Origin of the sequence: Mesorhizobium caraganae (genome assembly GCF_016836705.1) — a bacterium.
In the GTDB taxonomy this organism is placed as follows: Bacteria; Pseudomonadota; Alphaproteobacteria; order Rhizobiales; family Rhizobiaceae; genus Mesorhizobium; species Mesorhizobium caraganae.
The window spans coordinates 1-23971 of record NZ_JAFCGY010000020.1; the positions used below are offsets into that span (position 1 = coordinate 1).

A 23971-nucleotide genomic window follows, 5' to 3' on the forward strand; every position below is an offset into this window, starting at 1 on the left:
CCCCCTCTCCGTCTCGGGCTTCGCCCGAGCCACCTCTCCCCCGCTTTGCGGGGGCGAGGAACCGAAATTGTTAGACGCTCCCATCAAAACCTCGGAATATCCGGAAATGCCACCTGCCCGCGATGCACATGCATGCGCCCCAATTCCGCGCATCTGCGCAGTTGTGGAAACACTTTTCCCGGGTTGAGCAGATGATTGGGATCGAAGGCGCATTTGACGCGCATTTGCTGGTCGAGGTCGATCTGGTTGAACATCTCCGGCATTAGGTCGCGCTTCTCGACGCCGACGCCGTGCTCGCCGGTCAAGACGCCGCCGACCTTGACGCAAAGCCGCAATATGTCGGCGCCAAAGCTTTCCGCCTTGTCGAGTTCGCCCGGCACATTGGCATCATAGAGGATCAGCGGGTGCAGATTGCCGTCGCCGGCATGGAAGACATTGGCGACGCCGAGCCCGTATTTCTCCGACAGTTCGCGCATGCCGGCGAGCACCTTCGGCAGCTCCTTGCGCGGGATGGTGCCATCCATGCAGTAATAGTCGGGCGAGATACGGCCGACAGCGGGGAAGGCCGCCTTGCGGCCGGCCCAGAAACTCAGCCGCTCCTGTTCGGACTGCGAGATGCGGCAGGTGGTGGAGCCGTTCTTGTAGGCGATCGCCTCGACCAGGCCGATCAGGTGATCGACCTCGACGCCCGGCCCGTCGAGTTCGACGATCAGCAGCGCCTCGACATCAAGGGGATAGCCGGCATGGACAAAATCCTCCGCCGCATGGATTGCCGGGCGGTCCATCATCTCCATGCCGCCGGGAATGATGCCGGCGCCGATAATGTCAGCGACGCATTGGCCGCCCTGCTCGCTGGTGGGAAAACCGATCAGCAGCGCGCGTGCCGTCTCCGGCTTTTTCAGGATGCGCACAGTGACCTCGGTGACGACACCAAGCAGGCCTTCGGAGCCGGTCATGACGCCCAGCAGGTCGTAGCCTTCCGAGTCCAGATGATTGCCGCCGAGGCGCACCACCTCGCCGTTCATCAGCACCATCTCGATACCCAGCACATTGTTGGCGGTCAGGCCGTATTTCAGGCAGTGCACGCCGCCGGAATTCTCCGCGACATTGCCGCCGATCGAGCAGGCGATCTGGGAGGATGGATCGGGCGCGTAGTAAAACCCCTCCTGCTCGACGGCGGTGGTGATGCCGAGATTGGTGACGCCGGGTTGAGCGACGACAACGCGGTCGGGATAGTCGATGGCAAGGATGCGGTTGAAGCGGCTCATGACCAGCAGCACGGCATCTTCCAGCGGCAGCGCGCCGCCGGAGAGCGAAGTGCCGGAGCCGCGTGGCACGACGCGAATGTTGCGGTCGTTGCAGTATTTCAGCACCCGCGACACCTGCGCCACGGTTTCCGGCAGCACCACGACCAGCGGCAATTGCCGGTAAGCGGTGAGGCCGTCGCTTTCGAAAGCGCGCATTTCGTTCACGGCATCGACGACGCCCTCGCCCGGCACGATGATGCGCATGTCGGCAACGATCTCTGTGCGCCGGCGCATCGTGGCGTCGCCTGGCTTGGGCATGACAAGGCCGGACATCGGCAACGTCCTCCGCGTGACTGGTAAAAATCTTTTACCAGCCGTCGGCGCTTGTTGCAAATCCTGCTTTGGTCGAGCGCGCGGCAAGGTCCAGCGGCGAGCTTCCGCAGCGGCAATCTGCCGCTGGCGCTCTCCCCCCTTGAAGGGGAGATGGCCGCGAAGCGGTCAAGGGGGCCTTGCACGTGAAGCGCCGACGTCGTCTTCCGTCTCGAGAACGAGGCTGGCGCTTCACGCGAGACGACCCCCTATGTCGCCTTCGGCGACATCTCCCCCTCAAGGGGGGAGATTATTCCCCCGGATGTTTCGCGGGCTCGGAATGCATGCGCCGCACACGGCGCACACCCCACCAGACCAGCAGGATGGCGATGGGCACCGAAGCGGCGGTGACAATTTCGGGCGCAAAGGCATGGCCGAAGATCGAGGCGCCCTTGGCGAGATAGGAGATCAGGCCGACGACATAGTAGGACACCGCGGCGACCGAGAGGCCTTCCACCGTCTGCTGCAGGCGCAGTTGCAGCCGGGCGCGGTTGTTCATCGAGGCCAGCAGATCGCGGTTCTGCTTCTCCACCTCGACATCGACCCAGGTGCGCAGCAGCGTGGTGGCGCGGGTGAGTTTTCGCGACAGATTGGCCTGGCGCTCCTCGACCGAACGGCAGGTGCGCATGGCGGGTGCTACGCGGCGCTGCAGGAAGCCGCCCCAGGTGTCGTAGCCGGGCACCGCCTCCTCCTCCAGCGCTTCCAGCCGCTCGACAACGATGCCGTCATAGGCGCGGCTGGCGCCGAAGCGATAAAGGCTGGAGGCGGCATCGGCTTCCAGTTCGGCGGCAAGCTCGGTCAAATCGGCGAGCAGTGTCTGGCTGTCGCGGGTTTCAGTGACCTTCATTTCCAGCGTCGTCTGCGCCAGCCGGTCCTCGATGCGGCGGGCGCGGCTCGACAGCGTCAGCGCCAGCGGCAGGCCGAGCATGGCAAGCGTACGGTAAGTCTCAATGTCGATCAGGCGCTGCGACAGCGCGCCGGTGCGGGCCGGCGTCAGGCCGCGGTCCAGAACCAGGATGCGGGTCATGCCGTCGCCGTCCTGGCGAAAATCAGTGACGATGGCCGCGTTGCCGCGCTCGACCAGCGAATAGCACAGGCTCGTCGGGTCGAAGCCGGCGATCAGCTTCTCGCTCGCCTGCGTCCATTTGCGGATGTCGAGGCGGATGCCGGAAATGACCGTTCCAGGCGGCGAAAATCCATTGCCGAAGGGAGAATCCTCCTGCGCCCTGCCGTTTTCGGCAAGCGGCCCTTCCCACAAATAGGTCGAGAATTCGGTGTGCCGCTCCCAGCGCAGCGTGCCCTTGCCCCACTTCATGGCGTGGTGGCGGGCGTGACGGTCGGGCGCGGCGATGCCGAGGCGCCGCGACAATTCGGAGAGCACGGCCATGTCGACGCCGGAGCCGCCTTCGGTCATGAAGGCAAGCTGCACCAGCACACGCGGCTTCTCGATCAGCGGATGCGGCCGGGCATGAACCTCGCCAAGCGCGCCGGGCCGTCCCTCATGCGCGGGAAAGCCCATCACGCTGCCTTGGGCGCGCGGCTGGAATTCGAGATTGGACGTCTCGTCCGACACGGCTGGTCCCCCTGTTCTCGACCCTTCGTGTTGTCGCGTCCTCTTGAGACAATCGATGAGGCGCGTAAACAGCAAAGTTTAGCCGAAGCGATTTCGCCGGCACCGCACGGAAAGCGACTGTGTGGGGCGAATTGGATAAATAATTTGACCAGTTGGCGACACCGGCTTTAATCTGCACGACAAGAAGCAGAGCATGATGTCGTCCCGAAAACCGCTTCACACTTTTCGGCATCATGCTCCAGGCAAGATTTCCCAGGCGCCCCTTTGAGCGATATTTTCTCTAGGATCGAGCATTCGCGCACCGCCGACGAGGTGGTGCAGCAAATCGAAAGCCTGATCCTGGAAGGTGTGCTGCGCACCGGCGACCGGCTGCCGGGCGAACGCGAACTGGCGCGCCAGTTCGACGTGTCGCGGCCGATCCTGCGCGACGCGCTGAAGGCGCTGGAGGGGCGTGGACTGTTGACGACCAAGGCCGGCGGCGGCACCCATGTCGCCGATGTCGTCGGCCAGCTGTTCACCAAGCCGGTGACCGACCTGATCGCCATGCACCGCAAGGCGGTGACGGACTATCTGGAATATCGCCGCGAGATCGAAGGCGTCGCCGCTGAATATGCGGCGCGGCGTGCCACAGCAGACGACATCGCGTTGCTCGACCGCATCATGGCGCGCATGGACGAGGCGCACCGCACCGGCGATTTCGACGACGAGGCGGAGATCGACGTCGAGTTCCATCACGCGGTCTGCGAGTGCGCGCACAACATCATCCTGTTGCACACGCTGCGCTCCTGCTACCGGCTGTTGTCGGAAGGCGTGTTCCAAAACCGGCTGCTGGTGTTCACCGTGCCCGGCGCGCGCGAGGCGCTGCTGGCCCAGCACCGCGCGATCTACAAAGCGGTGAAGGCCGGCGATCCCTCAGCCGCCCGGCAGGCGGCGATGGACCACATCTCCTATGTCGAGCGCTCGATGCTCGAGGCCGAGCGCAGCGGCGACTGGCAGCGCGTGTCGCGGCTCAGGCTCAAACAGCGCTCCGACGCCGGCGACGGCACGAAAACAACCGGCTAGCGAGAGACCACCATGAGCGACATCCTCACCATTGCCGACCTCAAGGACTTGGCGCGCCGGCGGGTGCCGAAGATGTTCTTCGACTATGCCGATTCCGGCGCCTGGACCGAGAGCACCTACCGCGCCAATGAGGAGGACTTCGGCAAGATCAAATTTCGCCAGCGCGTGCTGGTCGACATGAGCAACCGCTCACTGGAATCGACCATGATCGGCGAGAAGGTGGCGATGCCGGTGGCGTTGGCGCCAACCGGCCTGACCGGTATGCAGCATGCCGATGGTGAAATGCTGGCGGCGCAGGCGGCGGAAGAATTCGGCGTGCCGTTCACGCTGTCGACGATGAGCATCTGCTCGATCGAGGATGTGGCATCGGTGACGAAGAAGCCGTTCTGGTTCCAGCTCTACGTGTTGCGCGACAAGGATTTCGTACTCAATTTGATCGACCGGGCGAAGGCGGCGAAATGCTCCGCACTGGTGCTGACGCTCGACCTGCAGATCCTCGGGCAGCGCCACAAGGATATCCGCAACGGACTGTCGGCGCCGCCCAAGATGACGCTGGCCAACATTGTAGACATCGCCATGCGGCCGCGCTGGCTGATGGGCATTGCGGCTACCCCGCGCCGCACCTTCCGCAACATTGTCGGCCATGCCAAGGGCGTCGGCGACGTCTCCTCGCTGGGCTCGTGGACAAACGAGCAGTTCGATCCGCAGTTGTCGTGGAAGGACGTCGCCTGGATCAAGGAACGCTGGGGCGGCAAGCTGATCCTGAAAGGTATTCTCGACAAGGAGGACGCGCTGATGGCGGTCGAGACAGGCGCGGACGCCATCGTCGTTTCCAACCATGGTGGGCGCCAGCTCGACGGCGCCTCATCATCGATCATGGCGCTGGAAGAAATCGCCGATGCGGTCGGCGACAAAATAGAAGTCCATATGGATGGCGGTATCCGCTCCGGCCAGGATGTGCTCAAGGCGCTCTGCCTCGGCGCCAAGGGCACCTATATCGGCCGGCCCTTCCTGTACGGTCTCGGCGCCATGGGCAAGGAAGGGGTGACCCTCGCGCTGGAGATCATCCGCAAGGAGATGGACATTACGCTGGCTCTATGCGGCAAGCGCCTGGTGACCGACATGGGCAAGGACCAGCTGCGGCGCTAGGAGCTTGTTCATCGATTGATCCTAGCCTTCCGGGACCACGGAGACGACGCCAGCCTTGACCGAGACCGGCATCCATTACCTCGATGCGCGCGCGCCGGACGGCATGCGCCTCTATGCAATCGGCGACGTGCATGGCCGGCTCGACCTGCTCGAAGCCATGCACCACCGGATCGAGAGCGAGCTCGAATACAAGCCGACCGCCGACTGGCGGATCATCCACCTCGGAGACTATGTCGACCGCGGACCAGACTCCAAGGGCGTCATCGATTTCCTGATCGAGGCGCAAACGCGCGATCCGCGCAACCTGATGCTGGCCGGCAACCACGATATCGGCTTCCTCGATTTCCTCGACGTGCCCGACCCGGAAGGGCTGTTCATGCGCTATGGCGGTGTGCAGACGGCACAATCCTATGGCGTTGACCTGATTGGAGACGCACGCTGGTTCGGCAAGGCAGAGGCGGTGCAGCGGGGGCACGCCGACCTGGTCAAGGCCGTGCCGCAAGCCCATGTCGACTTCCTGCGATCGCTGACGTTTTCAGTAAGCTTCGGTGATTTCTTCTTCTGCCATGCCGGCATCAGGCCTGATGTGCCATTGGAGAGCCAGAACCCGCAGGATCTCATCTGGATTCGCGACGCCTTCCACAACCATCCAGGGCTTTACCCGAAAGTGGTCGTGCACGGCCACACGCCGGTGCCGGAGGCCGAGGTGATGCCCAACCGCGTCAATGTCGACACGCTCGCCTGGCAGTCAGGCATGCTCACCGCGCTGGCCGTAGACGGCGCGGACAAGCGTATCCTGACTGTGCAGGGAAAAGCGTTTTAACGGAGCGCGGCGGTGACGCCGTAGCCGTCGACGGCTTGATGGTTGTTGGCTGCATCGGCGGAATAAATACCGAGACCGCACAGCACGATGGCAGACAGCATGACAAAGGACAGAAGCGCTGCTTTCACGGACGTCATCTCTAGTTGAGCTTCCTGCATCTGGGCACGAGGCGGTTACCAATGCGTTGAAACGGAGAATTCGTCTCAAAGTTTCGACGATTTCGCGCTTGTAGGTCGATTCTGTATCGGCGGTGTGTCGCGCGGAGCACACAGAAGGTTCATCGCGGTTGCATTGCCGATGCAGAGCGCGCGCCTTGTAAGATAGCGTTCGGCCACAAACCAAGGACGAAAGAGGTTGTCCCCGGCGGATTCACCGCCGCGTGCCAATTATGCAACGGCTGGCTTCCGCGCGGCTACCGGGGGGTCAGATCGTCGCCACCCAAGCGCGGGCAATGGCGAGGCCGGCGGCATCGGCGTCAGGGCCGTTGCGGGCCATTTCGCCATCGAGCCGGTCATGCCAGTCGGGATGGCGCTCGGCGATGAGCGGTGCGAAGGATGTGCTCCAGTCCTTCACCATCGGCCGGTCGGCTTCGAAATGGAACTGGAAGCCGTAGACGGCGCGGCCGATGCGGAATGCCTGGTTCTCGGCAATATCGCTGCCGGCTAGCCGCACCGCATTTTCGGGCAGTGCGAAGGTGTCGTCGTGCCATTCGAAGATGGGGAAATCCTGGGGCAGTGCGCCAAGCACCGGATCGGTCTTCGCGTCCGGTGTCAGCGACACCTTGTGCCAGCCGAATTCCGAGGCGCCGCCGATCTTGTTCTCGCCACCGAAAGTGCGGGCGACCAGCTGGCTGCCCAGGCAGATACCGAGCACAGAGCGATCCTTGGCGGCGAAATCGCGGGTCAGTTCGAGCAGCGCCGGGAAATAGGGGTAGTCATCGTCGGCCAGCGCGTTCTGACCGCCGCCCAGCATCACCATGGCATCGTGCCCGGTCGCGTCGTCAGGCAGCGGATCGCCCTTGTAGGGCCGGCGCAGGTCGAGATCGGCGCCGGCTTCGGCAAGTGCCGCGCCGACCTGGCCGAGACCGGTGTTGTCGTAGTTCTGGACCACCAGCACCCGCATACGGAAATCCTGCTGACATGAAATGACGCGACGAGCGATATCATGTCGCCAGCATTGCAGCCAAGATGCGCGTTCCAGGAGAGAGCTATGCCACTGCAAAACCGGGTCGATCCGTTCGGTGCCATTCATGCCGTGCCGGAACGCGGCCTGTTCACCGGCAATCGCGGCATCATCCACGACCCGCAGACCAAGACGCTGCTGAAAAAGCGCTGGGCGCTTCAGGCGTGGATCATCTGCGTCTGCAAGTTTGGCAATGTGCGGCGCGAGCCGATGGGCCGTAATCGGCCGGGTGGCAAGGCCGGCTGGACCGAGCTGTTCTTTCTCGACGAGGTGACGGCGCTGGCCGCCGGGCACCGGCCCTGTTTCTACTGCCGGCGTGAGCGAGCCACGGATTTTGTCGGCCGTTTCGGCAAAGCTTTCGGTGTGACCGAGCCGCGCGCGCCAATGGTCGACAAGCGTTTGCACAAGGAGCGGCTGGCTTCGGGCGGCAAGCCACCGGCGATCAAGGCGGAAGATTTGGCCGGATTGCCGGACGGAGCGATGATCGCGGATGCCGGCACCGCCTATGCGTTGCGTAGCGGCAAGACACTGCGTTGGTCGTTCGCGGGTTACGGTAGTGCGGTAGGGTTTGCGAGCTTTGCCGGTCGACAGGTTCACTTGCTGACACCGGCGACAACCGTTTCGGTGTTGCGGCAGGGCTTTGAACCTGTGTGGCATCCTTCCGCCGAGGCTTGACGCCGGGAACCGCCTCGCCCATTCCTCGGCGATGCGCGCCAACTACAAGATGCAGCGACTGTTCGTGCCGGACGATCTCGCGGTAGGCATCGAATTCGATGCCGGCCAGCAGCAGAGCCATTATTTGATGCATGTGCTGCGACTTGGCGAAGGCGCCGAGATCCTGGTCTTCAACGGCCGCGACGGCGAATGGTCGGCGGCGATCGCCTCCAAGTCGAAGAAAGCGGTGCGGCTGAAGGTGCTGGTCCTGCAGCGGCCGCAGCCGCCACTGCCCGATCTCGTCTACTGCTTCGCGCCCCTAAAGCAGGGGCGGCTCGACTATCTCGTGCAGAAGGCGGTGGAGATGGGCGCCGGCATCCTGCAGCCGGTGGTCACCCAGCACACGCAAGTGGCAAAACCCTCCATCGATCGGCTGCGCGCCAATGTCGTCGAGGCGGCCGAACAATGCGGCATACTGGCTGTGCCTGAGGTGCGCGAGGCGGAAAAGTTCGAGCGCCTGCTCTCCGGCTGGGACAAGGAGCGGCGGATGATCTTCTGCGACGAGGACGCCTCGACCAACAATCCGCTGCCGGCATTGCAGGCGATCAGGGAAAGGAAGCTTGGGCTGCTGGTCGGACCGGAAGGCGGCTTTTCCGACGACGAACGCAAGATGCTCCGGGCCCTCCCCTTCGTCACCGCCATCCCGCTCGGCCCACGCATCCTGCGTGCCGACACGGCGGCGGTAGCCGCCCTTGCTGTGATGCAGGCGACGATCGGGGACTGGTGAGACTTCGCCTATTGCAAGGGACGGGCGAGGCAGTCACATTCAATTCCTGTTGACCTGTGGCTCAGGATTTTTTGCTTGATCGGCTGCTGACATTTCGTCCATTTAGCGCCGGCGGGCTCCGAGAGCCGCAGAGGGGGCCCCCATGGCGCGCGACACAACCGATTTCCGGCCAATCGAAGACTTCGACGAACTCGTCGAGCATCTGGCGGAAGGCAACAAGCCGCGCGACAAGTGGCGCATCGGCACGGAGCACGAGAAATTCCCCTTCTATGTCGACGGCAACGCGCCGGTGCCCTATGGCGGCGAGCGCGGCATCCGCGCCATCCTCGAAGGCATGCAGCACAAGCTCGGCTGGGATCCTATCATAGATGACGGCCGCATCATCGGCCTGGTCGAGCCGACCGGACAGGGCGCCATCTCGCTGGAGCCGGGTGGCCAGTTCGAACTGTCCGGCGCGCCGTTGGAATCGATCCACCAGACCTGCCGCGAAGGCAATGCCCATCTGGCGCAGGTGCGCGAGATCGCCGAGCCGATGGGCATCCGCTTTCTCGGCCTCGGCGGCAGCCCGAAATGGTCGCTCGCCGAGACGCCGAAAATGCCGAAATCGCGCTACGAGATCATGACCCGCTACATGCCCAAGGTCGGCACCAAGGGTCTCGACATGATGTACCGCACCTGCACCATCCAGGTGAACCTCGACTTCGAGAGCGAAGCCGACATGCGCCGCAAGATGCAGGTGTCGCTGAAGCTGCAGCCGCTGTCGACGGCGCTGTTTGCCAACTCGCCCTTCACCGATAGCCGGCCGAACGGCCTGCAGAGCTGGCGCGGCGACATCTGGCGCGACACCGACAACCAGCGTTCTGGCCTGCTCGAATTCTGCTTCTCGCCCGAGTTCGGCTTTGCCGACTATGTCGAATGGGCGCTCGACGTGCCGATGTATTTCGTCATTCGCGACGGCCACTATCACGACATGACGCACGTCACCTTCCGCCAGTTCATGGCGGGCGCCGCCCGCAATGAAGTGCCCGACGGACTGCCGACGATGGGCGACTGGGCGAACCATCTGTCGACCTTGTTTCCCGATGTGCGGCTGAAGCGCTTCCTTGAAATGCGCGGCGCCGATGGCGGGCCGTGGCGGCGCATCTGCGCGCTGCCGGCCTTCTGGGTCGGATTGCTTTACGATGAGGCCGCTCTCGACGCCGCCGAGGCGCTGACCTCGAGCTGGACCTATGAAGAAACGCTGGCGATGCGCAATGCGGTGCCGGAACAAGGCATTTCGGCGCCGTTCCGCAACACGACGCTGCGCGACATCGCCCGCGACGTGCTGGTTATTTCGCGCATGGGCCTGAAGAACCGCGGCAAGAAAAACCGCGACGGCTATGACGAGACCTCGTTCCTCAATACGCTGGACGAAGTCGTGGCGCGCGGCACCACCAGCGCCGAGGAAATGCTGTCGGCCTACCACACGCGCTGGGGCGGTTCAATCGAGCCGGTGTTCATGGAATATGCCTATTAACGGCGCGGCTCGAGCTGCGGCAAAAGCCGCTTCAATCGAGCATTGAAACCAACTAGGCTCTTCTTCGAGGATTTCCCGGAGGAGAAACCGATGCCCACCTTGTTCGACATATTGGCGCAGGCCCAGAACGGCAACGGCATGCAGGCGCTTGCCCAGCAGTACGGGCTCTCGATGCAGCAGACGCAGGCGGCGGTCGCTGCATTGCTGCCCGCTTTCTCGCAAGGGCTGCAACGCAACACGGCCGACCCTTACGGGCTCGGCGCCTTCATGACGGCGATGGCAAGCGGCCAGCACGCCAAATATTTCGAGGACGCGACCAGGGCTTTCTCGCCGCAAGGCGTCAATGAGGGAAATGGCATTCTGGGTCATCTGTTCGGCTCCAAAGAGCTGTCGCGCGCTGTCGCCAGCCAAGCCGCGCAGGCCACCGGCGTCAGCCAGCAGATCCTGCAGCAGATGCTGCCGGCCATCGCCTCGATGGTGATGGGCGGACTGTTCAAGCAGACGACAGACCAGTTGATGGGGGGCCAGATGCAGGCCGCCGGCGGCTTCGGCGGTGGCAGCAATCCGCTCGGCGAAATCATCGAGCAGATGATGCGCCAGGCCGGTGGCGGCGCACAGCAGGCGCCGCAGCCGGCACCCAATCCTTACGGCGAGAACCCGTTGGGCAAAGTGCTGCAGGACATGTTCGGCGGTGGCGCGCAACAGCCGCAAACCCAGCCGCAACAAGCGCCCAACCCCTATGGCGACAATCCACTCGGCAAGGTGCTGCAGGACATGTTCGGCGGCGGCGCGGCGCAACAGCCGCAGGGCCGGGCGCAGCAGCCGCAACAAACGCAGAGCCCTTACGGCGACAACCCGCTGGGCAAGATTTTCGAGGAGATGATGCGGCAAGGTGGCGGCGGCGGCTTCGGCCTGCCCGGTGGCCAGCCGGCGCCGCAGCAGCCGCAAGCATCCCAGCCGCGGCAGGCGCCACAACAGCGCCAGGCGCCGCAACCGCAGGCCAATCCAAGCGGCAGGCCACGGAACCCGTTCGACGATATTTTCGGCAAGATGTTCGAGACCGGCGCCCAGCAGCGCGACGAATATCAGAAGGGCGTGGAAACGATCTTCGACCAGTTCAAGCGGGACATGGACCGGCGGTAGTCAGAGGCTGAGCAAAAAAGAAAAGCCCGGTCCTGGGAGGACCGGGCCAGTGTGCAGGCTGGCCGGCGGGGATCCGGCAGGGAGTGGGGAGCCTGCGATAGTCCTTGGTTGCCGCGAGCCTGAGAAAGGTTCACGGAAGCCGAAACAGGGCGCCTGATATCACGCTACCTGGCGGGCAAGATTTTCGATCGTATCGGCACGATCACTGGCGATCGCACGCAGCTTCACGGTCGGATCACCGCCGAACGGCACATCGATGGCGACATGGAGGTCGGCGCGCGTCAGGCCGATGTCGGCGAGTTCGGCGTCCGACATTTCGCCAAGGCGATAGAAGGCGCGGCGATTTTTCCAGGCCTGGAAGGCGTTGAGAAGAGCATTGGCCACGCGCGTCGCAACGGCCGGACGCGAGGTGATGCGCGAGGTCTCGGTGGCGAAATCGATCGTGGTCATGTCAGTCTCCTTCGGAGTCGAGCGGACGAAGCCGGGCAAACAGTGCTTGGGAGAAGCGCCGTTCCGGTCTCGATTCACATGCCTTCATGTGGATGTCAGGGAATATGCCACGACGCGATTGATTAATCCAACGAATGTTTCTAATCTTTAGCATCAACGCCAGTGATGGATTGGACCCGATGAAAGCGCCACTCGATCTCGACCAGTTGCAGACCTTCATCTCGATTGCCGATACCGGCAGCTTCACCCGCGCCGCCGAGGAAGTGCTTCGCACCCAGTCGGCGGTGTCGATGCAGATGCGCCGGCTTGAAGAGCGGATCGGCAAGCCGCTGTTCGAAAAGGACGGCCGCACCAACAGGCTGACCGAGGAAGGCGACAAGTTGCTCTCCTATGCACGGCGCCTGCTCTATCTCAACCGCGAGACGCTGGCCGCCTTCGACGACCGGCGGCTCGAAGGCACTATCCGCATCGGCACGCCCGACGACTATGCAGACCGCTTCCTGCCCGAGATCATGGCGCGCTTCACGCGCTCCAACCCGCGCGTCGAGCTGACCGTCATCTGCGAGCCGACGCCGGGGCTGGTCGAGCATATCAAGCGCGGCAATCTCGATCTGGCGCTGGTGACGCACAACGATACGCGCGGCCAGTCGGAAGTGGTGCGGCGCGAACCACTTTTGTGGGTAACCTCGGCCAACCATGCCACGCATGAACAGGAAGTGCTGCCGATGGCCTTCGGCCGGCCGAATTGCATCTGGCGGCGCGCCGCCGTCGATGTGCTCGACCGGCAGAACCGCGACTATCGCATCCTGTTCACCAGCTTCTCGGCAACCGTCATCACCGCCGCAGTGCTGTCGGGGCTCGCAATCTCGGTGCTGCCGGAATGCGCGCTGCGGCCCGGCATGCGGGTGCTGGGCGAAGCCGACGGCTTCGGCGTCCTGCCCGACTGCCGCATCGGCATCATGCGCGGCCAGACCTCGCGGCCGGAGATCGTCGACGCGCTGGCCCGCCACATTTCGGAAAGCCTCGACAACATTTCCGTGCCGCTCGGCGAAGAGACGGGAAGCTTCGATTTTGCTGCACTCGCCTTCGCCAAGATGAAGCGGAGCAAACCCAACCAGATCCTGCCGGGCTGGTAGGGCGGATCAGGCCGACGCGGCCGTCTCTGTCGTTGCGTTGGCCGACGACAGGCCGGGCAACGCCAGCAATTGCGCCGGCTCAAGCGGCGGCGACAGGAGATAGCCCTGCAGTTGCTGGCAGCCCATGGCGACCAGCAGCGCCTTCTGCGCTTCGGTCTCGACACCTTCGGCGGTAACCTCGACCCTGAGAGCGCCGGCGAGATCGATCAACGCCTTGACGACGGCGCCCGAATTGCCGTCGCCATCGAGAAGCCGCACGAAGGAGCGGTCGATCTTGAGCTTGTCGATGGCATGGCGGCGCAAATAGCTCAGCGATGAATAGCCGGTGCCAAAATCATCGAGGGCGATGCCGACACCCGACCGGCGCAGGCCAGCCAGAATCGTTCTGACCGTATCGTTGCTTTCCAAAAGCACGTTTTCGGTAATCTCGAGCTGCAGCCGGTCCGGCGCCAGCCCGGTTTCGGCAAGGATCGTCTCAACCTGATCGGCGAAACCCGCGTCGCGCAATTGCAGCGGCGAGACGTTGACGGCCAGCCATGGCAATTCGGTTTTGACGGCAAAGCGGCAAGCTTCGCGCAGCACCCACTCGCCGAGCTGGCCGATCATGCCGCGTTCTTCCGCAATGGCGATGAATTGCGCCGGCGGCAATGCGCCATGGATCTCATGCGCCCAGCGGATCAGCGCTTCGGCCCCAAGGATCGTCTTGCCGTCGGCCGCAAATATCGGCTGATAGGCCAGTTTGATACCGGTTCCACCATTCAAGGCAGTGCGCAACTCGCTCTCGACCTTGCGCTTGCGCAGCAAAAGGTCGTCCATGTCGCCGGCGAAGACCTGGTAACGGCCGCGGCCATTCCTCTTGGCTTCGTAAAGTGCGATGTCGGCCTTGCGCAGCAGGTCGTCGGCATCGGCATCTGGCCCCGTCGACAAGGCAATGCCGATGCTGGCGCCGACAAAGACCTGGTCGTCTATCAGTTTGAACGGCTCCTGCAATTTTTGCAGCACCCGGTCCGAAATGTCTTCTGCGCTCCTGATGTCGCGGACATCGAGCAGGATCACCGCAAATTCGTCGCCACCCAGCCTCGCCACCGTGTCGACGTCGCGAACCGTATGCTGCAGTCTGGCGGCGGTCTGGCGAACGAGCTCGTCACCGGCCGGATGGCCAAGCGTGTCGTTGACATGCTTGAAACGATCGAGGTCGAGGTAAAGCAGCGCCACCTTGCCGGCATCGGTGCCGGAACTGAGCAAGGCACGCCGCAGCCTGTCCTCGAACAGTGCCCGATTGGGCAGGCCGGTAAGCATGTCGTGGAAGGCGAGATACTGCGCCTGGTCCTGGCTGGTTTGCAGCGCCCATGATGCACGGCGCAGACGCCGGAGCAGGAAGGCGAGCACGCTCGCCGCGAGCAGCGTGGCCAGAGCCAGAGCCGGGCCGGCCTTGCGCACCAGCGTCAGGCCTGGGCGCTCCTGATCCCAGCAGATATAGCCGAGGATGACGCCGCGCGAATCGAGCAGCGGAATGGCGGCAGAGCCGGTCGGCTGCGACAGCGTCAGCAGATGAGCGCCATCCAGCAGGTATTTTTCAGCAATCTTGGCGATAACCGCATCGTTGAGGAACTCGACCGACACATGCAGATACTCGGTTCCCGGCGCCTGGCTGACGCGACCCGAACTGGGCACCAGGGGCATGATGCTGAGGATTGCAGGCTTGCCACCGAGCGACACCAGATCCTCGGCGACCATCTTCGCCGGCGCCCCGGAAGCATCAGCCTTCGGTGGCTGGCTGATCATGCCGCGCAGTTTTTCGATGGTGGGCTGGATCGCGGGCTCGTCCTCGCCATAGACGGACGGGTCGAGCACCTTGCCCTCCCGCATGGCGTGGACCGGATGGTTCCCGCCGTCGAGTATGTAGACCCGGTTGTGACCGTAGTAGGAGTACATCCAGACGCTGAGATTTTCCTCTATCCAGGTCTGATTGCCGGCCTTGGTGTTGATCACGGAATCGTCCCAGACGGCAACGCTTTCCTGCTCGCGCGCGACCGCCGCGATCTGATCCTTCAGTCCATTGGTGAGGAAGATCTTCTGCCGTTCGAGCGAGACATGATCGGCTTGCGCGGTCGCGTATATGCCAAAGCCGACGACCATCGCCAAAGCAAAGGCGGCGAGCATCAGCACGGTCAGCGTGACCTGGTGCGTCAACGGGCTGCTGTTCGGGCGTGCGCTCATGCGTCCTTGGCCATTTGAGTGACCTACACTCAAATCAAATCGGGCTTAAGATCACGTTATGAATCGGCCACGAACTTCAGCCGCTTGACGCGGGCGGACAACCGTCCCCCAATCGGCGCATGAGCGACGCAGAATCCGAATCACGCACAAACGCCACCGAATACACGGTGAGCGAGATTTCCGGCGCGCTGAAGCGCACGGTCGAGGATGTCTTCGGCCATGTGCGGGTGCGCGGCGAAATCTCCGGCTATCGCGGGCCGCACTCTTCCGGCCATGCCTATTTCACGCTGAAGGACGACCGCGCGCGGCTCGATGCGGTGGTCTGGAAAGGCACGATGAGCCGGCTGAAATTCCGCCCCGAAGAGGGGATGGAGGTGATCGCCACCGGTAAGCTCACCACCTATCCCGGCAAATCCAACTACCAGATCGTCATCGATAATCTCGAGCCGGCCGGCGCCGGTGCGCTGATGGCGCTTTTGGAAGAGCGCAAGCGACGGCTGCAGGCTGAAGGGTTGTTCGACGCCGGTCGCAAGCGGCGACTGCCGTTCATGCCGTGCATCATCGGCGTCGTCACCTCCCCGACCGGATCGGTCATCCGCGACATCATTCACCGCATCAAGGACCGCTTTCCACTGCACGTGCTGGTCTGGCCGGTGAGAGTCCAGGGCGAGACGGCAGGCGCGGAAGTGACGGCCGCCGTCAACGGCTTCAACACGCTGGCCCGGGATGGCGCCATTGCCCAGCCCGACCTTCTAATCGTGGCGCGCGGCGGCGGCAGCCTGGAAGACCTCTGGGGGTTCAACGACGAAGGTCTGGCGCGTGCGGTTGCCGCCTCGCGCATTCCGGTGATTTCGGCCGTCGGCCACGAGACCGACTGGACGCTGATCGATCTCGTCGCCGATATGCGGGCGCCAACGCCGACGGGCGCAGCGGAGATCGCGGTGCCGGTGAAGGCGGATCTCGAAGCGACGCTCGCCAGTCTTGGCGCACGGCTCAAGGCGGCGGTCTTGCGCAATTTTGAACGCAAACGGCAGGCCTCGCGCGCGGCCGCCCGCGCGCTCCCCTCGCCCGACCAGTTGCTGGCGCTGCCGCGCCGGCGCCTGGATGAGGCGACCAGCCGGCTCGGCCGGGCGCTGTCGGTGAGCATCGAGCGCAAGCGGACCAAGCTTCAGGGCCAGCGGCTGACGCCGGCCACCCTATCGCGACGCATCAACGAGGCACGCACGCTGACCGGACGCGACCTGGCGCGGGCGCAAGCAGCATTTTTCGGCATCGTGCGCGAACGGCGCACCCGGTTTTCGCGCACAGCAAAACGGCTGTCGCCGGCGCCGATCGCCAGGCGGCAGAAATTGCAGGCGGACGCGCTGGCAGCACTGACGCGCCGCCAGGATCATGCGGTTTCGCGACGGCTCGACCGGCTGCGCGGACAATTGACCCAGGCTGACCGGCTGCTGGCGACGCTGTCGCACAAGGCGGTGCTGGCGCGTGGCTTCGCGCTGGTCAAGGACGCTGAAGGCGCAGTGATCAAGCTGGCGGCGGATGTCGCGCCGGGCGCATCGCTGCAAATCGAGTTCGCCGACGGCACCACGAATGCGGTTGCGATCGGCGGCACGGGGCAGCCGGAGGCAGTTGCCAAACCGGCTACGCCGCCTGCCAGCAAGCCCGCGGTCACCAAGGCTGCCCCCAGCAAACCAAAAGAACCGGGCAATCAGGGCTCGCTTTTCTAGAGGACGGCATGGCCGGACACGACCCGCATCTTCAAACGCCGGCCGGCAAGCCGCGCGCCCGTGCGTTCGGCATTGCCTTTGAAGGCACGCCAGGCCGCTTCAATGCCATCACCGACGTGCCCGGTGTGAGCGTCGGCTATGCGACGCTGATCTCAGGCGATGGTCCGCTCGATGTCGGCACAGGACCGGTACGCACCGGCGTCACCGCCATCCTGCCGCGACCGTTAGCGGAGCTCGCCACGCCGGTGTTTGCCGGCGTGTTCAGCCAGAACGGCAATGGCGAACTGACGGGCTCGCATATCATCGAGGAGGTCGGCGCCTTCAACCTTCCGGTCACTATCACCAACACGCATTCCTGCGGCGTCACCCGCGACGGCACGCTGCGCTGGATGCAACGCGTGCTGCCGGCGGCACTCGACCGTGGTTGGGGGCTGCCAGTGGCGGCGGAAACCTATGACGGCTTCCTCAACGACATCAACGGCCATCATGTCGGCTTCGAACATGTCGAAGCCGCGCTCGACGGTGCCACCGGCGGAACCATCGAGGAGGGCAGCGTCGGCGGCGGCACCGGCATGATCGCCTTCGGCTTCAAGGCCGGCTCGGGCACGGCGTCGCGCATCGTCGAATGGCAGGGCATCAGGCATACGGTCGGTGTGTTCGTGCAGGCGAATTTCGGCAAGCGGCACAATTTCACGCTGCGCGGCGCGCGCGTCGGACCTGATCTGGTGGAACCGGCGATGCGCGAAGGCACGCCGCGCGCCGAGAAGGGTTCGATCATCGCCATCGTCGCCACCGATGCGCCCTTCCTGCCGCATCAGATGAAGCGGCTGGCAAGGCGTGTGCCGCTCGGCATCGCCATGACCGGCGGCTTCGGCTACCACAGTTCGGGCGACATTTTCCTCGCCTTCACCACCGCCAACCCGCAAGCAGCACTTGCGCCGCCAGGACAGACGGCCAGCGCCGCTTACATTCCGGACGTCGATATCGACCCGTTCTTCGATGCGGTGGTGCAGGGTGTGGAAGAGGCGATCCTCAATGCGATGGTCGCCAATGAGGATATGAGCGGGCGCGACGGCAATTTCGTGCCGGCGCTGCCGAAGGCCTGGCTGAAAAATGGGTTTGGATAGATGGGAGCCCGGCTCTGGCGGCCGGGCCTGACATTTATTCGGCGGGCTTGCCCGAATTCGCGTTGCTCTGGTCGGCCTCGGCCGCCTCTTCGAGCCGCGAGGCGATCAGCTCCTGGATGTCGCCGACTTCTTCCTGGATATCCTCCAGCGGGATGCCGACCTCGGCCGCCTTGGCGGCGCATTCCTTGGCCAGGGTCTCGGCCTGCTTCTCGATCTTCACCGGCGAGTGCTGGCAGTGGACCTTTTCACCAATCCACCCGCGCAAAAACTCGATCGCATGTTCACTCATACTGCTTTTCCCTGGCGGCTATGCCGGTTGGTAATCGTAAACGTCCGCACCCGGTAAAGGATGCATGCCCGCATTCGAACCGAGTCGGCTTCGCCCGGCAAGCCGATCTTGCCCGAGGTCCACAAAGCCGAAGGAAGGGAAGGGTTCAAGGAGCACGTTCTGATTGTTTGATAGAGTGGTACCGTTGGCTGGGATCGAACCAGCGACCTCCGGATCCACAATCCGGCGCTCTAACCATCTGAGCTACAACGGCACGTTCGCCTGAGCCAGATCGTGGTGAAAAATTCATTCTCCGAGATCCGCTCTGTCGTTCGGCGATGCGTCCAATACGGTCTATCAGAGTCTAATTCAAGGCCTTTGATAAGGCAAAGCCCGGTTCCTCGAGCGGGCGCCGCTTTTCAGCAGGCAAAAGAAAAGGCCGGCGGGAGGAGGTGCCGGCCTTTTCCTGTTACGAGCCAGCGGGAGGAGGTGCTGGCTGGTTACCCCGGAGAGCAGAGGGAGGAGGTTCCACTCGCCGGGTATTCATTGGACAACTCTATCGCACATCTATTTGTCTGACGAAATGCGACGTTTTGATGCATCGCAGAGTTGTGCGTAATTATTAGGCGGCCTTGATGTCCTTCAGGGCCTTCTCGAAAGCGGTCTTGACCGGCTTGGAGACGTCTTCGGCAGCCTTTGAAGCAACCGCCTGGAATTCCTTGGCCTGCTCGACGGTCGACTCGACGCGCTTGCGCAGGAAGGCGGTCTGCAGCTCGACGACTTCCGACAGCGACTTGGCGCCGATCAGGGCTTCGAGATGCGAGAAGCCGGCTTCGGCATTGGCGCGCAGAGCGGCGATGGTCTTGAGCGACAGGTCGCTGGAAACGGTCTTGGCGGTCTCGAAGGTCGATTCCAGAACTTTCTGGGTCTCTTCGGCGCCGGTCTTCAGCTTGGAATAGGCTTCCTTCGACTGCTCAACGCCCTTTTCGGCGAAAGCGCGGATCTGGTCGGTCGCCTTGGAGGCGTCGAAGCTCGGGAATTCAACGTTTTCGATGGTCTCAGCGGTCTTGGCCTTGGTCATTTTCCATCCTTTCGGGGGTAGCGGCTTTGACAGAAAGCCGTCTCGTTCATGTATGATGGCAATATAGCGGTTTTTTTGTGCGATGCAATATCTTTGTTGCAGTGCACCATAAATTTCTTCCGCGACGTTACCCCGGGCATTGCCCGAGGGTCGTTAACCAAGAGGCCAGAGATTCCGTCTGCTTTCCGCCACGGCTTGTGGACCTTCGCCGCGTGGGCTTTTATTAACAAAGCGTTAACTGCAAATTGCCCGCCTTGTAGGTTCGCCAAGAGGTTTCACCGAAAGGGTCCGCCAAGCGCATGCCGTCCGAGAACTACTCTTTCCTCGATGTCGCCGTGCTCGACGCGGTCCGCCGGCGCTTCGCCGCCGGCGACGCGATCGCGATTCTGTCGGCTGACCTCGAACAGGTGATCTGGGCCAACGGGCCGGGCGCGGCGGTGTTCGGCTACCCCGATATCGAAGCCATCATCGGCGCCTCGGCACAGCTGCCGCTGATCGCCAGGCGGCAGATCATGGCGACCGCAGGCTTTCCGAAGATCGGCAGCGACCGCGCCATCACGGTGCGTCTGGCGACCGGCATGACCAGCCGCGCCGTCGGCTTCCTGGCCAGTGCGGTGACCATGCCGGACGGCGAAAGCGCGATCATGCTGGCACTGCCGGCAGCGCAGACCGGCTCGCGCAGTGCTGCAGACATTGCGGCCCGCGCCATCAGCGGCTTTAACGAAGACGGCCATTTCATCGCCTTTGTCAACGCCGCCGGCACCGTCGAGGCGGCTTCGGATGGTTTTGCCGCGCTCGCCATCCGGCCTGAAACGCTGGCGGCGCTCGTCGCCGATGTGGCGAGCCAGGACGACCGCATCGTCAAGCGGCTGGTCCCGGGCGGTACCACGTCCTATCCGGCGGGCTTTGCCCGCCTGACCGAGTCCAGGCATCTGCTGGTGGTCATCGACGAGGATCAGCTCGGGGAGGAAAACCCCGTCGGTGAGCTGGATGCCGAACCCGCCACAGCGCAGCAGGACGCGGACCCGACGCAAGCGGCCCCAGAGGACGCAGTGACGGCGGATGCAGTAGCCGATCAACCCGCAGCAAGCGGCAATCAGGGCGCACGGCTCGCGGTCGTGCCAGCCGAGGCCGCTCCGACAGCGACTGAGCATGATGCTTCGGCGTCAACCGATACAAAGGCAGACGATCGCGGGCAAACGACCGGCCGCGAGCAGGCGGCGAACGACAGCGCGCCTGTGCAACATGATCATTGGTACTTCCATGCCGGCGAAGAGCCGCAGGCGAGCGAGTCGGACAGCCCGACCGAAGCCGAGCCGGAATCGGTTGTGTCGGCCGTGAACCCACAGCCGGACAGTACTGTTGCCACCTCGCCCACCCTGCCCTCCAATGTAACCTCACCGGCTGCGCCACCCGCCGCCCGCGAGATCGACCGCACGGCGCCGCCGCTGCGTTTCGTCTGGCGCACCGACGCCGAGGGCAAATTCAGCGCGTTGTCGCCGGAATTCACCGACATCGTCGGCAAGCCCGCCGCCGATGTGATCGGCCGCCGCTTCAAGGATGTCGCGGCAACATTCGGCCTCGATGCCTCTGGCGAGATCGCCCGCCTGCTCGAACGGCGCGACACCTGGTCGGGCCGCTCGGTGCTGTGGCCGGTGGCCGGCACCGACCTGAAGATTCCTGTCGATCTGGCGGCACTCCCCGTCTATGGCCGCAGCCGCGCCTTCGAAGGGTTCCGTGGGTTCGGCGTCGCCCGCGCCAGCGATGCGGTGGTCGATCCGGAAGCGATCGGCATGGCGCTGGTCCCCAACGGCACCCCACCGGCGGCAGCCGAGCGAGCCGCGGAACAGACCGTGGCGGACGCTCCCAAGGCGGCCGATCCGTTCAAGGGCGAAGTGCCTGCACTGACCATCGTGCCGAAGCAGGAACGGCGTTTCGCCGACAAGGTCATTCGGCTGGCCGAGCATCGGCAGCCCGCCAATGACAAGGGTCTGTCGACGCTGGAACGCAGCGCTTTCCGAGAGATCGGCGAGCGGCTGAAGAAGGACAATCCTCCGCCGGAGCAGCCGGAGACCAGCAAGCCGGCCGAACCTGCCAAGCCAGATCAGGTGACGCCGGACCAGGCCGGGCCGGACCACGCCAAGGCAGATCAGCCCAAGCCGGATCATATCGAGGTGGACCAGGCTGAAACGGCCCCGCCAGCCCAGCAACCCGCCGAGGCCACGGACGAAGCCATCCCGGCAGCCGCATCCGAAACACCGGCAATTGAAAGCGAAACGGCTGAGGCCGAACCGCCCGAAGGCGACGCCGAGGACGAAAAGGATCTGGCGCGGCTCGACGGCGCCGAGCCGGACAAAGCGGCTACAAACAAGGATGCGGGCGAGACGAAAGCGCCGATCGTGTCGCGCTCGCTGCTCGACTATGCCGATCCCGAACCAGGCTCCGTCACCGGCGAAGGCGACGCGGCGACGTCTTCCGGTAGCGAACCGGCGCCGGCTTCCGAGCCGGTAGAGACGAGCGCACAAGAGACCGTCGAAGCTTCCGAACCGCAACCGGCTGCTGCCGAGGCGCCGGCCGATGCCGGCGAAGACGACAGCATGACTGCCGCCGATTTCCGCGATGCCGAGGACAATGAGGATTGGGCCCCGGCCGACGAGGCGACCGGTTCGGCCGTGCAAGACGGTGACAAGGCCGGCGCTGCGGACACCGCGCCGGCAGAACCGCCGCGCCTGAAAGTGCCGCCGCTCAAGCTTGAAGGGTTCGTGCCCTCGGCATTTTCGGCCGGAGATGAACACAAGGCGCCGGACACCTCGTTGCTCGGCAAATTGCCGGTGCCGCTGCTGATCCATTCCGGTGACGAGCTTCACTACGCCAATGAGGAATTCCTCGGCCTCACCGGCTATGACACGCTCGAGGATTTGAGCGATGCTGGGGGCCTCGACGCGCTATTTGCCGATCCCTATTCTGAAGCGGCAGATGAAAGCGACCACGCGCTTCGGCTGAAGACGCGCGAGGGCCAAGAATTTCCGATCGAAGCCATTTTGCGTTCGGTGCCGTGGCGCGCAGGCAAGGCGCTGATGCTGGTGGTGCGGCGCACCGGCGACGATGAGGCGCCGGTGGCTGCGCATGTCGCAGCTGAAGAACAGACGCAGCCCGACGTTTCCGAGCTCAAATCGCGCATTGCCGAAATGCGCACCATCATCGACACCGCGACCGATGGCGTGGTGCTGATCGGCCGTGACGGCGACATCCGCTCGATCAGCCGGCCGGCCGAGGCGCTGTTCGGCTTCGACAGCGACGAGGTGACCGGCAAGCCGTTCGCTTCGCTGTTTGCCATCGAAAGCCAGCGCGCGGCGCGCGACTATCTCAACGGCCTGTCCGAGCCCGGCGTGGCGAGCGTCATGAATGATGGCCGCGAAGTGATCGGGCGGGAGGCGCAGGGGCGCTTCATTCCGCTGTTCATGACCATAGGCAGGCTGCCCAACGACAGCGGCTTCTGCGCCGTGGTGCGCGACATCACGCAGTGGAAGCGCGCCGAGGAGGACCTGACCCAGGCGCGCGCGGTGGCTGAGCGCGCCTCCTCGCAGAAGACCGATTTTCTCGCGCGCATCAGCCACGAAATCCGCACGCCGCTCAATGCCATTATCGGCTTCTCTGAGCTGATGGTGGACGAGAAGTTCGGCCCGGTCGCCAATGACCGCTACCGCGACTATCTGCGCGACATCAACCGCTCGGGCAACCACGTGCTCGACCTCGTCAACGACCTGCTCGACATCTCGAAGATCGAGGCCGGCCAGCAGGAGATGGACTACGAGGCAGTGTCGCTCAACGATACGCTGGGCGAGACGGTGGCGATGATGCAGCCGCAGGCCAATCGCGAGCGCGTCATCATTCGCTCCAGCTTTGCTTCGCGGCTGCCGGAAGTGGTCGCCGACCTCAGAAGCGTGCGCCAGATCGCGCTCAACATCCTGTCCAACGCCATCCGCTATACGCAGGCCGGCGGCCAGGTGATCGTGTCGACCGCCTATGAAACCTCCGGCGACGTCGTCATGCGGGTGCGCGACACCGGCATCGGTATGAGCCATGCCGAGATCGAGCAGGCGCTGAAGCCGTTCAAGCAGATCAATGCGCTGAAGCGCGGACGCGGTGATGGCACCGGGCTCGGCCTGCCGCTGACCAAAGCGATGGTGGAGGCCAACCGCGCCCGCTTCACCATCACCTCGACACCCGGCGAAGGCACGCTGGTCGAGGTCGCCTTCCCGTCGACGCGTGTTCTGGCGGAATAGAGCCGCTCCATCCAGAACCGGCACAAAGAAAAGGCGTCCAACAGGACGCCTTAAATGGATTTGCTGTCACAACGGGGGCTTGAGCGAATCTGATCCTCAGGGGACGAGGAACGGGATTTCTCCCTCAAGTTACGTGCGACTATCGACGCCGGGCCTTAACAACTCCTTACC

Annotated in this window: 19 protein-coding genes and 1 tRNA gene; 11 read left to right on the top strand and 9 right to left on the bottom strand. The window is 64.0% G+C overall.

Going from position 1 to position 23971, the window contains the following annotated elements; translation table 11 throughout:
• Positions 1-83: 83 nt before the first annotated feature.
• Positions 84-1580 (bottom strand): FAD-linked oxidase C-terminal domain-containing protein, encoded by a 1497-nt coding sequence (locus JQK88_RS25370; protein ID WP_203279817.1) that lies wholly within the window; start codon positions 1578-1580, stop codon positions 84-86.
• Positions 1581-1866: 286 nt separating this feature from the next.
• Entirely contained in the window at positions 1867-3189 is a 1323-nt protein-coding gene (locus JQK88_RS25375) for a DUF3422 family protein (RefSeq protein ID WP_203279818.1), read from the bottom strand.
• Positions 3190-3453: 264 nt separating this feature from the next.
• Here JQK88_RS25375 and JQK88_RS25380 point away from each other — a divergent pair, with 264 nt between their 5' ends.
• The 3 genes from JQK88_RS25380 to JQK88_RS25390 are packed head-to-tail and all read left to right on the top strand — an operon-like array spanning position 3454 to position 6223.
• A complete protein-coding gene (locus JQK88_RS25380; RefSeq protein ID WP_203279819.1) occupies positions 3454-4251 on the top strand; it encodes an FCD domain-containing protein in 798 nt (265 codons plus the stop codon).
• Positions 4252-4263: 12 nt separating this feature from the next.
• Complete coding sequence (locus tag JQK88_RS25385) at positions 4264-5400, top strand: alpha-hydroxy acid oxidase (RefSeq protein ID WP_203279820.1); 1137 nt, start codon at positions 4264-4266, stop codon at positions 5398-5400.
• Positions 5401-5455: 55 nt separating this feature from the next.
• Positions 5456-6223: a metallophosphoesterase gene (locus JQK88_RS25390; RefSeq protein WP_203279821.1), complete on the top strand. Its 768-nt coding sequence runs from the start codon at positions 5456-5458 to the stop codon at positions 6221-6223.
• Here the strand turns inward: JQK88_RS25390 and JQK88_RS25395 are convergent.
• Positions 6220-6360 carry a hypothetical protein gene (locus JQK88_RS25395; RefSeq protein ID WP_006206855.1) on the bottom strand — a complete coding sequence of 47 codons (141 nt, stop codon included), beginning with the start codon at positions 6358-6360 and terminating at the stop codon, positions 6220-6222. The two genes, JQK88_RS25390 and JQK88_RS25395, sit on opposite strands and share 4 nt — an antisense overlap.
• 286 nt (positions 6361-6646) lie before the next feature.
• Positions 6647-7345: a type 1 glutamine amidotransferase gene (locus tag JQK88_RS25400; protein WP_203279822.1), complete on the bottom strand. Its 699-nt coding sequence runs from the start codon at positions 7343-7345 to the stop codon at positions 6647-6649.
• Positions 7346-7432: 87 nt separating this feature from the next.
• Here JQK88_RS25400 and JQK88_RS25405 point away from each other — a divergent pair, with 87 nt between their 5' ends.
• The 4 genes from JQK88_RS25405 to JQK88_RS25420 all read left to right on the top strand — a co-directional run bounded on the left by JQK88_RS25405 (position 7433) and on the right by JQK88_RS25420 (position 11505).
• The gene (locus tag JQK88_RS25405) at positions 7433-8080 is read left to right on the top strand and encodes a hypothetical protein (RefSeq protein WP_203279823.1); all 648 of its coding nucleotides are present in this window, start codon (positions 7433-7435) and stop codon (positions 8078-8080) included.
• 31 nt (positions 8081-8111) lie between these two features.
• A complete protein-coding gene (locus JQK88_RS25410; RefSeq protein ID WP_203279868.1) occupies positions 8112-8846 on the top strand; it encodes a 16S rRNA (uracil(1498)-N(3))-methyltransferase in 735 nt (244 codons plus the stop codon).
• A gap of 142 nt (positions 8847-8988) precedes the next feature.
• Entirely contained in the window at positions 8989-10362 is a 1374-nt protein-coding gene (locus JQK88_RS25415) for a glutamate--cysteine ligase (RefSeq protein ID WP_192248153.1), read from the top strand.
• Between the two features lie 90 nt (positions 10363-10452).
• Positions 10453-11505, top strand: a complete 1053-nt coding sequence (locus JQK88_RS25420) for a DUF937 domain-containing protein (RefSeq protein WP_203279824.1) — start codon at positions 10453-10455, stop codon at positions 11503-11505.
• A 159-nt stretch (positions 11506-11664) separates the two neighbouring features.
• On the opposite strand, the gene JQK88_RS25425 is transcribed toward JQK88_RS25420, so the two are convergent.
• Positions 11665-11955 (bottom strand): DUF1127 domain-containing protein, encoded by a 291-nt coding sequence (locus JQK88_RS25425; protein WP_192248159.1) that lies wholly within the window; start codon positions 11953-11955, stop codon positions 11665-11667.
• A gap of 179 nt (positions 11956-12134) precedes the next feature.
• Here JQK88_RS25425 and JQK88_RS25430 point away from each other — a divergent pair, with 179 nt between their 5' ends.
• A complete protein-coding gene (locus JQK88_RS25430; RefSeq protein WP_192248162.1) occupies positions 12135-13091 on the top strand; it encodes a LysR substrate-binding domain-containing protein in 957 nt (318 codons plus the stop codon).
• Between the two features lie 6 nt (positions 13092-13097).
• Here the strand turns inward: JQK88_RS25430 and JQK88_RS25435 are convergent, their stop codons facing one another.
• The gene (locus JQK88_RS25435) at positions 13098-15311 is read right to left on the bottom strand and encodes a bifunctional diguanylate cyclase/phosphodiesterase (RefSeq protein WP_203279825.1); all 2214 of its coding nucleotides are present in this window, start codon (positions 15309-15311) and stop codon (positions 13098-13100) included.
• A gap of 119 nt (positions 15312-15430) precedes the next feature.
• Between JQK88_RS25435 and xseA the strand changes: the two genes are divergently transcribed.
• Positions 15431-17038 carry an exodeoxyribonuclease VII large subunit gene (gene xseA, locus JQK88_RS25440; protein WP_203279826.1) on the top strand — a complete coding sequence of 536 codons (1608 nt, stop codon included), beginning with the start codon at positions 15431-15433 and terminating at the stop codon, positions 17036-17038.
• An 8-nt stretch (positions 17039-17046) separates the two neighbouring features.
• A complete protein-coding gene (locus tag JQK88_RS25445) occupies positions 17047-18165 on the top strand; it encodes a DmpA family aminopeptidase (RefSeq protein ID WP_203279827.1) in 1119 nt (372 codons plus the stop codon).
• A 34-nt stretch (positions 18166-18199) separates the two neighbouring features.
• Here JQK88_RS25445 and JQK88_RS25450 read toward each other — a convergent pair whose 3' ends face one another.
• The 3 genes from JQK88_RS25450 to JQK88_RS25460 form a co-directional block, all read right to left on the bottom strand.
• Positions 18200-18454: a DUF768 domain-containing protein gene (locus JQK88_RS25450; protein ID WP_192248174.1), complete on the bottom strand. Its 255-nt coding sequence runs from the start codon at positions 18452-18454 to the stop codon at positions 18200-18202.
• Between the two features lie 176 nt (positions 18455-18630).
• Positions 18631-18707 (bottom strand) — tRNA-His (locus tag JQK88_RS25455).
• A 348-nt stretch (positions 18708-19055) separates the two neighbouring features.
• A complete protein-coding gene (locus JQK88_RS25460; protein WP_112561969.1) occupies positions 19056-19514 on the bottom strand; it encodes a phasin in 459 nt (152 codons plus the stop codon).
• 299 nt (positions 19515-19813) lie between these two features.
• Here JQK88_RS25460 and JQK88_RS25465 point away from each other — a divergent pair, with 299 nt between their 5' ends.
• On the top strand, positions 19814-23800 hold the full coding sequence (locus tag JQK88_RS25465) for a PAS domain S-box protein (RefSeq protein ID WP_192248181.1): 3987 nt from the start codon (positions 19814-19816) through the stop codon (positions 23798-23800).
• Positions 23801-23971: the final 171 nt, after the last annotated feature.